Below are 18,388 nucleotides of genomic sequence, written 5' to 3'. Positions count from 1 at the left end.
AGTCGTCCCCTGGGGCGGCGCCCGGTGTACCGCCGGGGCGAGGAGGGCGGGCCATGGTGCAGAAGGCCAAGATCCTCCTGGTCGATGACCGGCCGGAGAATCTGCTGGCGCTGGAGGCGATCCTCTCGGCGCTCGATCAGACGCTGGTGCGGGCATCGTCCGGGGAGGAAGCGCTCAAAGCACTGCTCACGGACGATTTCGCGGTCATTCTGCTGGACGTCCAGATGCCGGGCATGGACGGTTTCGAGACGGCCGCGCACATCAAGCGGCGCGAGCGGACCCGGGACATCCCGATCATCTTCCTGACGGCCATCAACCACGGTCCGCACCACACCTTCCGGGGTTATGCGGCGGGCGCGGTGGACTACATCTCCAAGCCGTTCGACCCGTGGGTGCTGCGCGCGAAGGTGTCGGTCTTCGTCGAGCTGTACATGAAGAACTGCCAGCTTCGGGAGCAGGCCGCGCTGCTGCGGCTCCAGTTGGAGGGCGGCGGCAAGGGCGGGGTCGCCGGCAAGGAGTCGGCCGGGCTGCTCGCCGAGCTGTCCGCGCGGCTCGCGGCCGTCGAGGAGCAGGCCGAAGCGCTGTCCAAGCAGTTGGACGACGACTCGGCGGACGCGGCGGCGGTGGCCACGGCGGCTCATCTGGAGCGCAAACTCACCGGACTGCGCCGCGCTCTCGACGCTCTGGAGCCGGGTACCGGCGGCAGCGGTGCCCCGGTGCCGTCGCAGAACTGAGCCGGGCCGGGCCGTAGTTGCGGATGAAGGTGCGTCAGCTTCCCGCCCCGGCAGGCACGACACGAACGGGTGAAGCTGTGGGCACACGTGTCCGCCGTCGTCTCCCCCGGTAACCTCACACCCATGGCCTCACGTCCGTCCGCAGCCAAGAAGCAGCCCGCCAAGAAGGCCGTGGTTCCCGCGAAGGCTCCGGCGAGGAAGGCCGCCGCCGCGAAGAAGGACCCGGCCAGGAGGCCGCCCGCCAAGAAGGCCGTGGCGCGCAAGCCCGTGCCGGTGAGGCCGGCCGCCAGCCCCCCCGGGGGCGTCTACCGGTTCCTGCGCGCCCTCTGGCTCGGCCTCGCGCACGCCGTCGGCGCCGTCTTCCGCGGCATAGGGCAGGGCGCGCGGAACCTCGACCCGGCCCACCGCAAGGACGGCGTCGCGCTGCTGCTGCTCGGCATCGCGCTGATCGTCGCCGCGGGCACCTGGGCGGACCTGCGCGGGCCCGTCGGCGACCTGGTGGAGATCCTGGTCACCGGCGCCTTCGGACGGCTCGACCTGCTGGTGCCGATACTGCTCGCGGTGATCGCCGTGCGATTCATCCGGCACCCGGAGCAGCCGGAGGCCAACGGACGGATCGTGATCGGCCTGTCCGCGCTGGTCGTCGGCGTCCTCGGCCAGGTCCACATCGCCTGCGGCTCGCCCGCGCGCAGCGCCGGCATGCAGGGCATAAGGGACGCCGGCGGTCTCATCGGCTGGGCGGCGGCCACCCCGCTGACGTCCACCATGACCGAGGTCCTCGCCGTACCCCTGCTGGTGCTGCTGACGATCTTCGGGCTGCTCGTGGTGACCGCGACCCCGGTCAACGCCATCCCGCAGCGGCTGCGGAGGCTGGGCGTCCACCTCGGCGTGCTGCACGACTACGAGGCCGACCGGTACGACTACGCGGCCGACCGGTTCGCCGACGACGGGACCTACGAGGAGCAGTGGCGCGAGCCGGCGCCCGCGCGCCCGCGCCGGCGTTCCGCCGCCGCGCTGCCGTACGACCCCGACACCGCCGAGGAGACGGCCCTCTCCCAGCGCCGCGGGCGTCCCCGGCGCTCCGCGGTGCCCCAGCCGGACCCGCAGCGGCACCCGGACGCCGTGGACGTCGCGGCGGCGGCCGCCGCCTCGCTGGACGGTGCCGTGCTGCACGGCATGCCGCCCTCCCCGGTCGTCGCCGACCTCACGCAGGGCGTGGGCGCGGGCGAGCGCGAGGACACCGCCCAGGCGCCCGCCGCCGCCCCGGTGTCCGCCGCCATGCCGACGCCGGTGCCTGCCGCGCGGCCGAAGCGGGAGACGCCCAAGCCGGAGCCCGTGCCGGATCTGACCAAGGCCGTACCGGACCTGACCAAGAAGGCTCCCGAGCAGCCGCGCGATCTGCCCGCGCGCGCGGAGCAGCTCCAGCTGTCCGGCGACGTCACCTACGCGCTGCCCTCCCTGGACCTGCTCCGCCGCGGCGGCCCCGGCAAGGCGCGCAGCGCCGCCAACGACGCGGTCGTCGCCTCGCTCACCCAGGTGTTCACCGAGTTCAAGGTGGACGCGGCCGTCACCGGCTTCACCCGCGGCCCGACGGTCACCCGCTACGAGGTCGAGCTCGGCCCCGCCGTGAAGGTGGAGCGGATCACCGCGCTGACCAAGAACATCGCCTACGCGGTGGCCAGCCCGGACGTGCGGATCATCAGCCCGATCCCCGGCAAGTCCGCGGTGGGCATCGAGATCCCGAACACCGACCGGGAGATGGTCAACCTCGGCGACGTGCTGCGCCTCGCGGAGTCCGCCGAGGACGACGACCCGATGCTGGTGGCCTTCGGCAAGGACGTCGAGGGCGGGTACGTCATGCACTCGCTGGCGAAGATGCCGCACATGCTGGTGGCCGGCGCCACCGGTTCCGGCAAGTCGTCCTGCATCAACTGTCTGATCACCTCGGTCATGATGCGGGCGACGCCGGAGGACGTCCGGATGATCCTGGTCGACCCCAAGCGCGTCGAGCTGACCGCCTACGAGGGCATCCCGCACCTGATCACGCCGATCATCACCAACCCCAAGCGGGCCGCCGAGGCGCTGCAGTGGGTGGTGCGCGAGATGGACCTCAGGTACGACGACCTGGCCGCCTACGGATACCGGCACATCGACGACTTCAACCGCGCGGTGCGCGAGGGCAAGGTCAAGCAGCCCGAGGGCAGCGAGCGCGAGCTCCAGCCGTATCCGTACCTGCTGGTGATCGTGGACGAGCTGGCCGACCTGATGATGGTCGCCCCGCGTGACGTCGAGGACGCCATCGTGCGCATCACCCAGCTCGCGCGCGCCGCCGGCATCCACCTGGTGCTGGCCACCCAGCGCCCGTCGGTCGACGTGGTCACCGGTCTGATCAAGGCCAACGTGCCCTCGCGGCTGGCCTTCGCCACCTCCTCGCTGGCCGACTCCCGGGTCATCCTCGACCAGCCCGGCGCCGAGAAGCTGATCGGCAAGGGCGACGGCCTGTTCCTGCCGATGGGCGCGAACAAGCCGACCCGTATGCAGGGCGCGTTCGTGACCGAGGAGGAGGTCGCGGTCGTCGTCCAGCACTGCAAGGACCAGATGGCGCCCGTCTTCCGGGACGACGTCACCGTGGGCACCAAGCAGAAGAAGGAGATCGACGAGGACATCGGCGACGACCTCGACCTGCTGTGCCAGGCGGCCGAACTGGTCGTCTCCACCCAGTTCGGGTCCACGTCCATGCTCCAGCGCAAGCTGCGCGTCGGCTTCGCGAAGGCGGGCCGGCTCATGGACCTCATGGAGTCCCGCAACATCGTGGGACCGAGCGAGGGCTCCAAGGCGCGTGACGTTCTCGTGAAACCCGACGAACTGGACGGTGTGCTGGCGCTGCTGCGCGGGGAGACCGAAGAGTGACGAGTGGGGCCGTACGGCGCAGCGGGTTGCGCCATACGGCCGTACGGTCGTGACCCACCCGTTAGCCGGTGACGGGCAACCGTTCCCCTTTGCCGTACGTCCAGTTGAGCGAAAGGACAGGCAGGGCCTTCACCCTGGGGTACCTGCTTGTCAGACCATCGGCATGTCGTGCCATTCCGATGGCGTACAAAGTCATACCGTCCGGTTGCCCCACCCTTTCGTCACCCCCCTAGACTGAGCTTCCAGCACAGGTGGCTACACGCTCGAAAGGCGCCCCCGTGTCCATCGGCAACTCCCCTGAAGACGAGCGTCCGTTCCGAGACGAGTCCCAGGAAGCCCGACCCTCCGTGGGCCGCGCCCTCCAGCAGGCGCGGATCGCGGCCGGGCTGACCGTGGACGACGTCAGCACCGCCACTCGTGTCCGTATCGGCATCGTGCACGCCATCGAGGCGGACGACTTCGCCCCGTGCGGCGGCGACGTCTACGCCCGCGGGCACCTCCGCACGCTGGCCAGGGCCGTCCACCTCGATCCCGAGCCGCTGATCGCCCGGTACGACGCCGACCACGGCGGCCGCCCCGAGCCCACCCCCGCCGCGCCCCTGTTCGAGGCGGAGCGGATCCGGCCCGAGCGGCGCGGCCCGAACTGGACGGCGGCGATGGTCGCCGCGATCGTCGTCGTGATCGGGTTCGTCGGATTCACCGCGGTCAAGGGCTCCGGCGGCTCCGGGGACTCCAAGTCCCAGATCGCCGCCGAGGGCGCCACGCCCGCCGCCGACACGACCGCCTCGCCCACGCCGAAGAACGACAAGCCGGCCCAGCCGACCAGCGAGCCCTCCGACAGCGCCATCGCCGCCGCGCCCCAGGACAAGGTGACCGTCCAGGTCGGCGCGCCCAACGGGCGCAGCTGGATCTCGGCCAAGGACCACAACGGCCGGATGCTCTTCGACGGACTGCTGAAGAAGGGCGAGTCCAAGACCTTCCAGGACACCACCAAGATCAACCTGATCCTGGGCGACGCCGGCGCGATCGAGCTGTACGTCAACGGCAAGAAGATCGAGAACACGTTCAGGCCCGGCGCGGTGGAGCGCCTCACCTACACCAAGGGCGACCCGGTGGCGGGCTGACCGGCCGCGCCGGACGGGTGTGACGGAGTCGGCCGGGACCGGCCAACCCCCGTCGACATGGGCTGTCGGTGAGACGAAGTAGTCTTGAGCCCATGCCTGAACGCCGTACCGTCGCACTCGTCACTCTCGGCTGCGCTCGTAACGAGGTGGATTCCGAGGAGCTCGCAGGCCGTTTGGAGGCGGACGGCTGGCAGCTCGTGGAGGACGCCGCGGACGCCGACGTGGCCGTGGTCAACACCTGTGGCTTCGTGGAGGCCGCGAAGAAGGACTCCGTCGACGCCCTGCTGGAGGCCAACGACCTCAAGGACCACGGGAGAACCCAGGCCGTCGTGGCGGTGGGCTGCATGGCCGAGCGGTACGGCAAGGAACTGGCCGAGGCCCTGCCCGAGGCCGACGGCGTGCTCGGCTTCGACGACTACGCGGACATCTCCGACCGCCTGCAGACCATCCTGTCCGGCGGCATCCACGCCGCCCACACCCCGCGCGACCGGCGCAAGCTGCTGCCGATCAGCCCGGCCGAGCGCCAGGAGTCGGCCGCCTCCGTGGCGCTGCCCGGACACGCGCCGGCCGACCTCCCGGAGGGCGTCGCCCCGGCCTCCGGCCCTCGCGCGCCGCTGCGCCGCCGCCTGGACGGCTCCCCGGTCGCCTCGGTCAAGCTGGCCTCGGGCTGCGACCGGCGCTGCTCGTTCTGCGCCATCCCGTCCTTCCGCGGCTCCTTCATCTCCCGCCGCCCCGCCGACGTGCTGAACGAGACCCGCTGGCTGGCCGGGCAGGGCGTGAAGGAGATCATGCTGGTCTCCGAGAACAACACCTCCTACGGCAAGGACCTGGGCGACATCCGCCTGCTGGAGTCCCTGCTGCCGGAGCTGGCCGCGGTCGACGGCATCGAGCGGATCCGGGTGAGCTACCTCCAGCCGGCCGAGATGCGCCCCGGCCTCATCGACGTACTGACCTCCACGCCCAAGGTCGCCCCGTACTTCGACCTGTCCTTCCAGCACTCCGCACCCGACGTGCTGCGCGCCATGCGCCGCTTCGGAGACACCGACCGCTTCCTGGAACTGCTCGACACCATCCGGAGCAAGGCCCCCGAGGCCGGCGTGCGCTCGAACTTCATCGTCGGCTTCCCCGGCGAGACCGAGTCCGACCTCGCCGAGCTGGAGCGCTTCCTGACCGGCGCCCGGCTGGACGCCATCGGTGTCTTCGGCTACTCCGACGAGGACGGCACGGAAGCGGCGACGTACGACGGCAAGCTGGACGAGGACGTCGTCGCCGAGCGGCTGGCCCGCGTCTCCCGGCTGGCCGAGGAACTGGTCTCGCAGCGTGCCGAGGAGCGCGTCGGCGGGACCGTGCAGGTGCTGGTCGAGTCGGTGGACGAGGAGGAGGGCGTCTACGGCCGGGCCGCGCACCAGGCGCCGGAGACCGACGGCCAGGTGCTGCTCACGAGCGGCGCGGGCCTGAGTGTCGGACGTATGGTCGAGGCGAAGGTGGTCGGTACGGAAGGTGTCGATCTGGTGGCCGAGCCGCTGACCGGCTCGCTCGCGTGTAGTGAGGAGGCGGGCAGATGACCGGAGTCCCGGCATCCGCCGCGGGCGGCCCCTCCGGTGCGCACGGCGCCCGGGGCTCCGCCGCCGCTGCCGACGGCGTGGCGTCCGAGGTCTCCGGTTCTGCTTCAGGCCCCGACGGCGGGGGCCGGCCCCCGCGCGGTGGCAAGATCACGGCGGCGGCCGTCAACCAGGCGAGCGTCTGGAACGTCGCCAATCTGCTGACGATGCTGCGGCTGCTCCTGGTGCCCGGCTTCGTGGCGCTGATGCTGGCGGGCGGCGGCTATGACCCGGCCTGGCGCTCGCTGGCCTGGGCGGCCTTCGCCGTCGCCATGATCACCGACCTGTTCGACGGGCATCTGGCCCGCACATACAACCTGGTCACCGACTTCGGGAAGATCGCCGACCCCATCGCCGACAAGGCGATCATGGGTGCGGCGCTCATCTGTCTGTCCGCCCTCGGCGATCTGCCCTGGTGGGTCACGATCGTGATCCTCGGCCGGGAACTCGGCATCACGCTGCTGCGTTTTCTGGTCATTCGCTACGGCGTGATCCCCGCGAGCCGGGGCGGCAAGCTGAAGACGCTCACCCAGGGCGTGGCCGTCGGGATGTACGTCCTGGCGCTGACCGGATGGCTGGCCAGCCTGCGGTTCTGGGTGATGGCCGCGGCGGTCGTCCTCACGGTCGTGACGGGCCTCGACTACGTAAGACAGGCCATTGTGCTGCGCCGGCGGGGAATGGCCGAGCGCGCCGCGGCGTTGGAGGAGAGGCAAGCGTGAGTTCACAGGCCACCGAACTGGTGCGACTACTGACCGTGAGGGGCGAGACCCTCGCCGTCGCGGAGTCGCTGACCGGTGGCCTGGTGGCCGCGGAGATCACCGGGGTACCCGGCGCCTCCCGGGTGTTCCGGGGTTCGGTCACCGCCTACGCCACCGAGCTGAAGCACGAACTGCTGGGCGTCGACGCCACCCTGCTGGCCCAGCGGGGAGCGGTGGACCCCCAGGTCGCGGCCCAGATGGCGGCTGGAGTGCGCAATGCGCTCGGCGCCGACTGGGGCATCGCGACCACCGGAGTGGCCGGCCCGGACCCGCAGGACGGCAAGCCCGTCGGCACGGTGTACGTGGCTGTCGACGGACCTCTCACCGCCCGCGCCGGTTCTGCCGGTGGCGGAAAAGTCGGGGCGCTGCGGTTGAACGGCAGCCGCGCGGAAATTCGTATGGAGAGTGTACGGAGCGTACTCGCCGTGCTCCTGGAGCAGCTGGCGGGCGAACAGACTGGGAATGAGCGGGCACAGGATACGGAACGGAACGGGGGGTTTTGATGTTTGCAGCCCTGAGTGAACACGACATCGCTCCCCGCACGGCCGCGGCGCAAGGCGGTACGGTGGGGCGAGAAGGATGCGGCTACGCGGTCCGAGGAGGGAGCCACCGATGATTCTGCTCCGTCGCCTGCTGGGTGACGTGCTGCGTCGGCAGCGCCAACGCCAGGGCCGTACTCTGCGCGAAGTCTCCTCGTCCGCCCGAGTCTCACTCGGCTATCTCTCCGAGGTGGAGCGGGGGCAGAAGGAGGCTTCCTCCGAACTGCTCGCCGCCATCTGCGACGCGCTGGACGTACGGATGTCGGAACTCATGCGAGAGGTGAGCGACGAACTCGCGCTCGCCGAACTGGCCCGGTCCGCCGCGGCCACCGAGCCCGTGCCCACCCCGGTCCGGCCGATGCTGGGTTCGGTGTCGGTGACCGGTGTGCCACCGGAACGGGTGACCATCAAGGCGCCCGCGGAGGCCGTGGACGTGGTCGCCGCCTGAGGTCCGTGCGCGGTCCGCTCCTCCCGAGACGAACGAGGCCCCGACCGGGCTGCCCAGGAAGACCTGGACGAGCCCGGCTGGGGCCTTTGTGCCATCCGGGGTGATGTGTGTCCGCCGATGCCCCGTTTGCCGGGGGTGCGCGGTGCGGTCATCGTGGGAGGGACGTGACGGCGCCGAACCACCGGAGGAAGCGGATGTACGTCGTGAAGAGCCCGTTGGCCGACGCCGACCTGAAGACCGTGTCCGAGGCGCTGCGGGGCGCGCTCGTCGACCTGATCGACCTGGCGCTGATCTCCAAGCAGATCCACTGGAACATCGTCGGCCCCCGCTTCCGCTCCGTCCACCTCCAGCTCGACGAGGTCGTCGCCTCCGCCCGCACCCACTCGGACACGGTGGCCGAGCGGGCCTCGGCGCTGGGCGTACCGCCCGACGGACGCGCCGCTACGGTGGCCTCCGCCAGCGGTATCAGGACCGCACCGGCGGGCTGGGTCAAGGACACGGACGCGGTCTCGGCCATGGTGGACGCGCTGGGCTCGGTGATCACCCGGATGCGGGAGCGGGTGGACGCCACCGGCGGACCGGACCCCGTCACCCAGGACCTCCTCATCGCGATCACCGCGGACCTGGAGAAACACCACTGGATGTTCCAGGCGGAGAACGCGTAGCGGGTGTGGCCGACGGCCGAGGAGACCCGCCGTCTCCACGCCGCGCGGCCCGGCGCCTGCATCGGTGAGCCCCTCGGTGCGCCTCCCGCGCGGGCCAGGTGACGGTCTAGCGTCCGGCTGGAGGTGATGACGGGCATGGTGCGGATAGTGCTCCGGGGGGTGGCGCTCGGGGCGGCGGCCGTGTGGTGGTGGGCGCTGCTGCGGCTCGCCGCCGGGCAGGGCTCGGGGGTGCTGGAGGGGGCCGTCGTGGCCGGCGGCTGGGGCATCAGCCTGCTGCCCGTGCACTGTGTGCCCAAGACACGGGCGACCGGGGCCGTGGCGGCGGGACGCTGGGAGGACGCCTGGCAGACCGGGGCCGTCACCAGGGCGTCGGGTACGGGCGGGACGCCGGGCCGGTCGTGAACGCCGGGCCGGTCGTGGGCGCCGGGCCGGTCGTGGGCGCCGGGCCGGTCGTGGGCGCCGGGCCGGTCGTGGGCGCCGGGCCGGTCGTGGACGCCGGCCTGACGTCGGCTGGCTGGTGGAGGCCGGACCCGGATCGCGGGCCTGCCCGTCCGTCGTGAGCACCGGCGCGTCCGGTGCCGGTGCCGGGTGCGGCGCCGGGTGCGGACCGTGGTGGCCCGGGGCCCTTCTGCGAGACGTTGACCCGGGCCCTTTTGTGAGGTGTTCGGCGTGGGGCTGCGGCGGCCTGGAGTTCGGTTCCCGGGCGCCGGCCGGTCAGCCGGTGCGGCGCGGGTAGCGCTCGCGCCAGCGTTGGGCGGAGCCGGGCGCGGGGGCGGGGCCCTGCTGGCAGGTGGGGCACCAGTAGGTGGGACGCTCCTGGGAGCCGTCGCCCTGGTCGGCCACCCGGACGGACGTGTGGCAGCGCAGACACGGCCGGGGTGCGCGGCCGTAGACGAACAGGTCGTACTGGTGGAGGCCGGTGGTCTGCCGGACCGGGCGGTCGCGGTTCGCCTCTAGGAGTCGCTTGGCCAGACCGGGCAGCTTCCCGGCGCGGTCCGCGGGGAGCGCGCCGGCCGGCAGCCACGGGGTCACACCGAGCAGGAAGCACAGCTCGCTCTTGTAGATGTTGCCGATACCGGCCAGATTGCGCTGGTCCAGCAGCGCCTCGCCGAGCGGACGCGCGGGGTCCGCGAGGATGTTGGCCAGGGCGCGCTCCGGGTCCCAGTCCGGGCCGAGCAGATCGGGGCCGAGGTGGCCGACGGCCTTCTCCTCGTCGGTTGTGCGCAGCAGTTCCAGGACCGGGAGGCGGTAGCCGACAGCCGTGCGGTCGGCGGTGCCGAGGATCGCCCGGATCTGGTGGGCCGGCCCGCCCCGCCAGCGCTCGCCGGTGCCGTACACCTTCCACGCGCCCTCCATGCGCAGATGGGTGTGCAGGGTCAGACCGCCCTCGAAGCGGGTCAGCAGGTGCTTGCCGCGCGGGATGGTGCTCAGCACCCTGCGTCCGGTCAGGTCCACCGTCGCGTACTTGGGCACGCGGAAGTCGCTGCGGGTCAGCGCCTTGCCCGCGAGGGCCTCGTGCAGCCGCCGCGCGGCCTGCCAGACCGTGTCACCTTCGGGCATGCGTCCAGCGTGCCATGGCGGGCCGGCCGGGGTGCGCGGTGCGGGTCACGCTCTCAGGCGCAGTCCGCGCGGGGTCGCCACGAACCCCGCCGCCTCCAGGAGCGCGCCCGCCGGGGACGTCAGGGCCTGGGCGCCGTTGATCCGCTCGACCGTGACCGTGCCGAGCGAGCCCGCGCGGGCCGCCGCGGCCAGCGCCTCGGCGGCCGTACGCAGCCGGACGTCGTCCGGTGCGGCGGTGTCCGGTGCCGAGGGCCAGGCCAGCAGCGTCTTTCCGCCGCGCTCCATGTACAGCGTCAGCTCGCCCTCCACCAGCACGACCAGCGAACCCGCCTTGCGGCCCGGCTTGTGGCCGGCACCGGTCGGCGGCTCCGGCCAGGGCAGCGCGGCGCCGTAGGCGTTCGCGGGGTCGGCCGCGGCGAGGACCACGGCACGGGGATCGGGCGCCGCGGGACCCGGGCGGCCGCTGTCCTGCCCGTAGCCGTAGCCACGGCGCGGGGTCCCGCCCGGGGAGGCGCCCGGGCCGTGGGCGGGGCCGGCGCCGCGGGGGCCGCCGTAGCCGGGTGAGGCGAACGGGTCGGCGAGGTCGCGTGACGGGACCGGACCGCCGGCGGCGGGGCGGTCGTCCGGCGGCCAGGTGAAGTCGCCGTCCAGACCAGGGTGGGGGAAGGCGCCGTCGGCCGTGCCGAGGGCGCCGGGCGCGGTGTGGCCGTGCGGGGCGCGGTCCGCGTCACCGAACGGGTCCGGGGCACCCGAGCCGTCTCCGGTCCCCAGGGCACCCAGGGCCGGCCACGCGGCCGTGGACCCCGGGCCGCTCCCGGGGCTCGGGAAGTCGAAGCCGTGCCTGTCCGCCGGGGCGGGCAGGCCCTGGGAGCGCTCGCGGGCGTTCGCCACCGCGCGGAGCCGGTCCACCGCGCCGTCCATCGCGAACTGCGCCGCGCCCAGCCCCTCGACCACATAGCCGCGCCGGGCCTGACCGCTCTCCTCGAACACCGACAGCACCCGGTACACCGCCGAGAAGCCGCCCTCGACGCCCTCCGCGGCGACCGCGCCCCGGGTGACCACGCCGTGCCGGTCCAGGAGCGTGCGCGCCAGCGCGTGCGCGCGCACGGTGGCGTCCGGCTCGGCCACGGGCAGCAGCGACCAGCGTCCGGCGACAGTCGGCGGGCCGCTGCGGGAGGCGGTGCGCGCGGCGGCCGTCAGCGAGCCGTAGCGCCCGCGCGGCACGGCACGCTTGGCGCGGTGCGCCGTCGAACCCGCCGTGCGGCCGGAGCCCAGCAGGGCACGCATCGGCGCCAGGGTGTCGTTGGTGAGCCGGCCGGACCAGGCCAGGTCCCACAGGGCGTCGGCCAGGTGCGGATCGGTGGCGTCGGGGTGCGTGGTGGCGCGGACCTGGTCGGCGATCTGCCGGAAGAACAGGCCGTAGCCCCCGGCGAGGGCGTCCAGGACGGACTGGTGGAGCGCGGTCAGCTCCAGCGGGTGCGGTGCCGGCAGCAGCAGTGGGGCCGCGTCCGCCAGATAGAGCGAGACCCAGCCGTCCTTGCCGGGCAGGGCGCCCGCGCCGGCCCACACCACCTCGCCGGCGGCGGTCAGCTCGTCGAGCATGGCGGGCGTGTACTGCGCCACCCGGGAGGGCAGGACCAGCTTCTCCAGCGCGGAGGCGGGCACGGAGGCGCCCTGCACCTGCTCGATGGCGCGCACCAGGCCGTCCACGCCCCGCAGCCCGTGGCCCTTGCCGATGTGCTGCCACTGCGGCAGGAACTGGGCGAGCGCGGCGGGCGGCACGGGCTCCAGCTCGTGCCGCAGGGCCGCGAGCGAGCGGCGGCGCAGCCGGCGCAGCACCGCCGCGTCACACCACTCCTGTCCGATGCCCGCCGGATGGAACTCGCCCTGGACGACCCGCCCGGCCCCGGCCAGCCGTTGCAGGGCGCCCTCGGTGACCGCCACGCCCAGCCCGAACCGGGCCGCAGCGGTCGCCGAGGTGAACGGGCCGTGCGTACGGGCGTAGCGCGCGAGGAGATCGCCCAGCGGGTCCTTGACCGGCTCGGTGAACGCCTCCGGGACACCCACCGGCAGCGCCGTGCCCAGCGCGTCGCGCAGCCGCCCGGCGTCCTCGACGGCCGCCCAGTGGTCGGCGCCCGCGATCCGCACCCTGATGGCCCGGCGCGCGCCCGCCAGCTCCCGCGCCCAGTGCGGATCGGCGCCCCGCGCGACCAGTTCGGCGTCGGTCAGCGGACCGAGCAGCCGCAGCACGTCCGCGACGCCCTCGACGTCCTTGACCCGGCGGTCGTCGGTGAGCCACTGCAGCTCGCGTTCCAGCTCGGTCAGCACCTCGGCGTCGAGCAGCTCGCGCAGCTCCGCCTGGCCCAGCAGCTCGGCCAGCAGCCGCGAGTCCAGCGACAGCGCGGCGGCGCGGCGCTCGGCCAGCGGGGAGTCGCCCTCGTACAGGAACTGGGCGACGTAGCCGAACAGCAGGGAGCGGGCGAACGGGGACGGCTCCGGGGTGGTGACCTCCACCAGGCGCACCTTGCGTGACTCCAGGTCGCCCATCAGCTCCACCAGCCCGGGGACGTCGAAGACGTCCTGGAGGCACTCGCGGACCGCCTCCAGCACGATCGGGAACGAACCGAACTCGCTCGCCACCTGGAGCAGCTGGGCCGCCCGCTGTCGCTGCTGCCACAGGGGGGTGCGCCGGCCCGGGTTGCGGCGCGGCAGCAGCAGCGCGCGGGCGGCGCACTCACGGAACCGGGCGGCGAACAGCGCCGAGCCGCCCACCTGGTCGGTGACGGTCTGGTCGACCTCGCCCTTGTCGAAGACGACATCGGCCGCGCCGATGGGGGCCTGCTCGCCGTCGTACTCGGTACCGGCCTTCACGGGCTCCTGGTCGAGCAGGTCCAGGCCCATCAGATCGGCATCGGGCAGGCGCAGCACGATCCCGTCGTCGGCGTGCATGACCTGCGCGTCCATGCCGTAGCGCTCGGAGAGGCGGGCGCCGAGGGCGAGCGCCCAGGGGGCGTGGACCTGGGCGCCGAAGGGGGAGTGGACGACGACCCGCCAGTCGCCCAGCTCGTCACGGAACCGCTCCACGACGATCGTGCGGTCGTCCGGGATGTGGCCGCACGCCTCGCGCTGCTCGTCCAGGTACGCCAGCACGTTGTCCACCGCCCACGCGTCCAGGCCGGCCGCCAGCAGGCGTGTCCGCGCGGCGTCCCGGGGCAGCGAGCCGACCTCGCGCAGGAACGCGCCCACCGCGCGGCCCAGCTCCAGCGGGCGGCCGAGCTGGTCGCCCTTCCAGAAGGGCAGCCGGCCCGGCACGCCCGGCGCGGGCGAGACCAGGACGCGGTCACGGGTGATGTCCTCGATCCGCCAGGAGCTCGTGCCCAGCGTGAAGACGTCGCCCACCCGGGACTCGTAGACCATCTCCTCGTCCAGCTCGCCGACCCGGCCGCCGCCCTTCTTGGGGTCGGAGCCGGCGAGGAAGACCCCGAACAGACCGCGGTCCGGGATCGTGCCGCCGGAGGTGACGGCGAGGCGCTGCGCGCCCGGGCGGCCGGTGATGTCACCGGTCACGCGGTCCCACACCACGCGCGGGCGCAGCTCGGCGAACGCGTCCGAGGGGTAGCGGCCCGCGAGCATGTCCAGGACCGCCGTGAACGCCGACTCGGGCAGCGAGGCGAACGGGGCCGCGCGGCGCACCACGGCCAGCAGGTCGTCGAACTGCCAGGTGTCCAGCGCCGTCATGGCCACCACCTGCTGCGCGAGCACGTCCAGCGGGTTCGCGGGCACCCGCAGCGACTCGATGGCACCCGTGCGCATCCGTTCCGTGACCACGGCCGCCTGCACCAGATCGCCCCGGTACTTCGGGAAGACGACACCGGTCGAGACCGCGCCGACCTGGTGGCCCGCGCGGCCCACGCGCTGGAGCCCGGAGGCGACCGACGGCGGCGACTCGACCTGCACGACCAGGTCCACGGCACCCATGTCGATGCCCAGTTCGAGACTGGAGGTGGCCACCACCGCGGGCAGCCGGCCGGCCTTCAGGTCCTCCTCGACCAGGGCCCGCTGCTCCTTGGACACCGACCCGTGGTGCGCGCGGGCGATCACCTGCGGCGCGCCCTGGGCCGCGCCCGACCCGCCCATCAGCTGGGCCGGGGAGTGGTGCTCCGCCAGCGGCTCACCGGTCGCCCGTTCGTACGCGATCTCGTTGAGCCGGTTGCACAGCCGCTCCGCCAGGCGGCGCGAGTTGGCGAACACGATCGTGGACCGGTGGGCCTGCACCAGGTCGGCGATGCGCTCCTCCACATGCGGCCAGATCGACGGCCGCTCCCCGCCCTCGGCGGCGTCGGCGGCCGGGGCGCCGCCCAGCTCGCCCATGTCCTCCACCGGGACGATCACGGAGAGGTCGAACTCCTTGCCGGACTCCGGCTGGACGATCTCCACCTTGCGGCGCGGCGACAGATAGCGGGCCACCTCGTCGACCGGGCGCACGGTCGCCGACAGGCCGATCCGGCGGGCGGGCCGCGGCAGCAGTTCGTCCAGCCGCTCCAGGGAGAGCGCGAGATGCGCGCCGCGCTTGGTGCCCGCGACCGCGTGCACCTCGTCCAGGATCACCGTGTCCACGCCCGTGAGCGCGTCGCGCGTGGCCGAGGTCAGCATCAGGAACAGCGACTCGGGGGTGGTGATCAGGATGTCCGGCGGGCGCGTGGACAGGGCGCGGCGCTCGGCGGCCGGGGTGTCGCCGGACCGGATGCCGACCCGGATCTCGGGCTCGGGCAGGCCCAGCCGCACGGACTCCTGGCGGATGCCGGTCAGCGGGCTGCGCAGATTGCGCTCGACGTCGACGGCCAGGGCCTTCAGCGGCGACACGTACAGCACCCGGCAGCGCTTCTTCGGGTCGGCCGGGGGCGGCGCGGAGGCCAGCTCGTCCAGGGCGGCGAGGAACGCGGCCAGCGTCTTGCCCGAGCCGGTCGGGGCGACCACCAGCACGTCCGAGCCCTCCCGGATGGCCTGCCACGCGCCCGCCTGGGCGGCGGTGGGCGCGGAGAAGGCCCCCGTGAACCAGCCGCGGGTCGCGGGGGAGAAGCCGTCCAAGGCCCGGTGTGCGGAGCTGACCATGCGTCCATCCTGCACCCGCCCACTGACAATCGCCCTGACCTGGGCAAACGGAACGCCACCCGCGCCGGCCGGCCGGTGTGACCAGTCGTACGGCCGGCCATGACGGGCCTGCTTTCCGCGCCACCCCGGCGGGCCCGCGCCACCCCCAGCCGGCCCGCGCCACCCTGGCCCGCCCGTGCCACACCGGCCGGGGAGGCCGGTGGCTCAGCCGACGAAGCGGCCGTGGGCCCGCAGGGTGCGCAGGGCCTCGATGGTCACCAGGCCGCGTGCCTCCAGCGCGGGCGCCGGGGCCCACCGGCGCCAGGTGACGGGCCAGCCGCCGTCCTCCTGCTGCCCGGCGGCCAGGTGGTCCAGCGACCGCTCCATCTCGTCGTCCGTGAACCACGCGCGCGCGAGCGAGTCCGGGCTCCGGGCGAAGTCGTGCGGGAAGTGGTGCTCGCCGGGGGCGTAGCCGGCGGCGACCGGGAACGCGTCGAGACGGTCCGGTTCCAGCGCCGCGAGCCGCTGCTCCCGCACCAGGCGGCCCAGCCGGCCGGCGGCGGACTCCGCGCGCGGACGGTCGGGAGCGGAGTCCAGGAAGGCCACGGCGGCCTCCACCTCGTACGGGTGGGACTTCTCCAGGGACTCCACCGCCCGCCAGCAGTAGTCGGTGGCCCGGAACAGCCAGGCGTGCCACACCTCGTTGCGGTGCAGCAGCCCGACCACCGGGCCGGTGGACAACAGCTCGCTGGGAGGATCGTCGACGACCGGGACGAACGGCGCCGCCGGATACCCGCGCTGGCTGGGATGGACCGCCGGCAGGGCGCCGTCCGCGGTGGAGACCGAGGTCAGATAGCGGCACACGCGCTCCACCCGTTGTCCGCCGCAGCGCCCGACGGCGTCCAGCACGCGCAGCGCGTGCGCGGTGTGCAGGGGCTGGCTGACCGGCCCGCGCAGATCGGGTTCCAGCGCGTGTCCGTACCCGCCGTCCTCGTTGCGGTAGGCGTCGAGCGCGGTCTCCACCGGCTCCGGGCCGCCGTGCAGGAAGTGGTAGGCGAAGAGACGCTGCTCCAGCACGCGCGCGGTGAGCCACACGAACTGCTCGGCGCGGAAGAGCGGGGAGCGCGCCGGGGGCGCGGAGGGGAGTGGGGAAGCTCCTGAATCTGCCATGGGTCAGACCGTAGGGCGGACCGCGGTCCCGGCAGGCCCTCCCGGACAGGGCCGCCCCCCGGGGGCGGGATACTGGAGTCATGCGGTTGACGGTCTTCTGGCAGCGAATGGCGGAGCACTTCGGTCCGGGGTACGCCGAGATCTTCGCGCGCGATCACGTCATGTCGGAACTGGGCGGACGCACCGTGCACGAGGCACTGGACGCCGGCTGGGCGGCCAAGGACGTGTGGCGCGTGGTCTGCGCGGTCATGGACGTACCGGGCGAAAGGCGCTGACCGGGAAGACGCGCTGACGGCGGGCGGGACGCCGGGACCGCCGGCCCCGAATTCGACAGTACGGCATCGATCCGGCGCGAAGCTCCCCGGCGGGCTCCGGTTGTCCGTGGCGTGGGCGAGACTGGGCGCGTGGCATCGATCGACGAGGACTCCCTTGCACCCACTGCCGCGGACGGCGAGCCGTCCGCCCGGCAGGCGGCCCCGGCCCCGCCCGGCCGGCCCCCGCTCCCCGACCCCGTCGCGCCCGGCGGCCGGATGCCGCGCTGGCTGCCCCGCGCCATGGTGCTCGCGCTCGCGCTGGTCGCCGCGTTCCAGCTGGGCAGCTGGGCCTTCCACCAGCTGACCGGTCTCCTGATCAACATATTGATCGCGTTCTTCCTGGCGCTCGCGGTCGAGCCGGCGGTGAGCCGGATGTCGGCCCGTGGCATGCGCAGGGGCCTCGCCACCTTCCTGGTCTTCCTCGGACTGACCGTCGCCGTCGCCGGGTTCGTCACCCTGCTCGGCTCGATGCTGGCCGGCCAGATCGTCAAGATGATCGAGGGTTTCCCGGAATACCTCGACTCGCTGATCCACTGGATCAACCAGACCTTCCACACCCACCTCAAACGGGTGGACATCCAGGAGGGCCTGCTCCACTCCGACTGGCTGCGCAAGTACGTGCAGAACAGCGCGGCCGGCGTCCTCGACGTGTCCACCCAGGTGCTCGGCGGGCTCTTCCAGCTCCTCACGGTCGCCCTGTTCTCGTTCTACTTCGCCGCGGACGGCCCCCGCCTGCGCCGCGCCCTGTGCTCCGTCCTGCCGCCCGCGCGCCAGGCCGAGGTGCTGCGCGCCTGGGAGATCGCCGTCGACAAGACGGGCGGCTATCTGTACTCGCGCGGACTCATGGCGCTCATCTCCGGGGTCGCGCACTACATCCTGCTGGAGGTCATGGGCGTGCCGTACGCGCCCGTGCTCGGTGTCTGGGTGGGCCTGGTCTCGCAGTTCCTCCCCACCATCGGGACGTACCTCGCGGGCGCGCTGCCGATGCTGATCGCGTTCACCGTCAACCCCTGGTACGCGCTGTGGGTGCTGGTCTTCGTCGTGATCTACCAGCAGTTCGAGAACTACATGCTCCAGCCCAAGCTGACCGCCAAGACCGTCGACATCCACCCGGCGGTCGCCTTCGGCTCGGTCATCGCGGGCACCGCGCTGCTGGGCGCGGTCGGCGCGCTGATCGCCATCCCGGCGGTCGCCACCCTCCAGGCGTTCCTCGGGGCGTACGTGAAGCGGTACGCCGTCACGGACGATCCCCGGGTGCACGGCCACCGCAGCAGCAGGAGCCGCTCCGGTCCCGGAGCGCTCGCGCGCGTGCGACAGCGGTGGGCCGGCCGGCCCGGCGGGCAGAGCCGGTCGTAGGCCGGTCCACCGGCCCGGTCCCGGAGGCCGTGGGGCGCGCTTGACACCAAAATCGAACATCTATTCATATGGAGGCTCAGGCAAGGCTCAGGATTGGAGATTTTGTCCCGGTTCGCGG

Annotated in this window: 14 protein-coding genes; 11 read left to right on the top strand and 3 right to left on the bottom strand. The window is 73.3% G+C overall.

Annotated features, from left to right (window positions below):
* Positions 1 to 53 precede the first annotated feature (53 nt).
* From ACH4OA_RS18820 to ACH4OA_RS18780, 9 genes are all read left to right on the top strand, one after another.
* Entirely contained in the window at positions 54 to 734 is a 681-nt protein-coding gene (locus ACH4OA_RS18820; protein WP_365874252.1) for a response regulator, read from the top strand.
* A 123-nt stretch (positions 735 to 857) separates the two neighbouring features.
* Complete coding sequence (locus ACH4OA_RS18815; protein WP_397969831.1) at positions 858 to 3,644, top strand: DNA translocase FtsK; 2,787 nt, start codon at positions 858 to 860, stop codon at positions 3,642 to 3,644.
* Positions 3,645 to 3,922: 278 nt separating this feature from the next.
* Positions 3,923 to 4,768, top strand: coding sequence for a RodZ domain-containing protein (locus ACH4OA_RS18810; RefSeq protein WP_365874248.1), 846 nt, complete (start codon positions 3,923 to 3,925; stop codon positions 4,766 to 4,768).
* Between the two features lie 92 nt (positions 4,769 to 4,860).
* On the top strand, positions 4,861 to 6,333 hold the full coding sequence (rimO, locus tag ACH4OA_RS18805; RefSeq protein WP_397946217.1) for a 30S ribosomal protein S12 methylthiotransferase RimO: 1,473 nt from the start codon (positions 4,861 to 4,863) through the stop codon (positions 6,331 to 6,333).
* On the top strand, positions 6,330 to 7,088 hold the full coding sequence (pgsA, locus tag ACH4OA_RS18800) for a CDP-diacylglycerol--glycerol-3-phosphate 3-phosphatidyltransferase (RefSeq protein WP_365874243.1): 759 nt from the start codon (positions 6,330 to 6,332) through the stop codon (positions 7,086 to 7,088). The genes rimO and pgsA overlap by 4 nt, the downstream gene beginning before the upstream one ends.
* A complete protein-coding gene (locus tag ACH4OA_RS18795; RefSeq protein WP_397969829.1) occupies positions 7,085 to 7,630 on the top strand; it encodes a CinA family protein in 546 nt (181 codons plus the stop codon). Before pgsA ends, ACH4OA_RS18795 begins: the two co-directional genes overlap by 4 nt.
* 109 nt (positions 7,631 to 7,739) lie before the next feature.
* The gene (locus ACH4OA_RS18790; RefSeq protein ID WP_365874239.1) at positions 7,740 to 8,114 is read left to right on the top strand and encodes a helix-turn-helix transcriptional regulator; all 375 of its coding nucleotides are present in this window, start codon (positions 7,740 to 7,742) and stop codon (positions 8,112 to 8,114) included.
* A gap of 194 nt (positions 8,115 to 8,308) precedes the next feature.
* A complete protein-coding gene (locus ACH4OA_RS18785; RefSeq protein WP_365874237.1) occupies positions 8,309 to 8,779 on the top strand; it encodes a DNA starvation/stationary phase protection protein in 471 nt (156 codons plus the stop codon).
* A 135-nt stretch (positions 8,780 to 8,914) separates the two neighbouring features.
* Positions 8,915 to 9,181, top strand: coding sequence for a hypothetical protein (locus ACH4OA_RS18780; protein WP_397943209.1), 267 nt, complete (start codon positions 8,915 to 8,917; stop codon positions 9,179 to 9,181).
* Between the two features lie 312 nt (positions 9,182 to 9,493).
* On the opposite strand, the gene ACH4OA_RS18775 is transcribed toward ACH4OA_RS18780, so the two are convergent.
* The 3 genes from ACH4OA_RS18775 to ACH4OA_RS18765 form a co-directional block, all read right to left on the bottom strand.
* Positions 9,494 to 10,339 (bottom strand): Fpg/Nei family DNA glycosylase, encoded by an 846-nt coding sequence (locus ACH4OA_RS18775; RefSeq protein ID WP_397943211.1) that lies wholly within the window; start codon positions 10,337 to 10,339, stop codon positions 9,494 to 9,496.
* A 45-nt stretch (positions 10,340 to 10,384) separates the two neighbouring features.
* On the bottom strand, positions 10,385 to 15,451 hold the full coding sequence (locus ACH4OA_RS18770; RefSeq protein WP_397969828.1) for an ATP-dependent helicase: 5,067 nt from the start codon (positions 15,449 to 15,451) through the stop codon (positions 10,385 to 10,387).
* A gap of 204 nt (positions 15,452 to 15,655) precedes the next feature.
* Complete coding sequence (locus ACH4OA_RS18765; protein ID WP_397969827.1) at positions 15,656 to 16,600, bottom strand: hypothetical protein; 945 nt, start codon at positions 16,598 to 16,600, stop codon at positions 15,656 to 15,658.
* Between the two features lie 80 nt (positions 16,601 to 16,680).
* On the opposite strand from ACH4OA_RS18765, the gene ACH4OA_RS18760 reads away from it, so the two are divergent.
* Both ACH4OA_RS18760 and ACH4OA_RS18755 read left to right on the top strand, forming a co-directional pair.
* Entirely contained in the window at positions 16,681 to 16,875 is a 195-nt protein-coding gene (locus ACH4OA_RS18760; RefSeq protein WP_365874227.1) for a DUF3046 domain-containing protein, read from the top strand.
* Positions 16,876 to 17,130: 255 nt separating this feature from the next.
* On the top strand, positions 17,131 to 18,270 hold the full coding sequence (locus tag ACH4OA_RS18755; RefSeq protein ID WP_365877546.1) for an AI-2E family transporter: 1,140 nt from the start codon (positions 17,131 to 17,133) through the stop codon (positions 18,268 to 18,270).
* Positions 18,271 to 18,388: the final 118 nt, after the last annotated feature.

This window comes from Streptomyces sp. NPDC017095 (assembly GCF_044332325.1).
GTDB lineage: Bacteria > Actinomycetota > Actinomycetes > Streptomycetales > Streptomycetaceae > Streptomyces.
The sequence above is the reverse complement of the archived record's forward strand: the minus strand, read 5'-3'. Positions and strand labels throughout refer to the sequence as shown.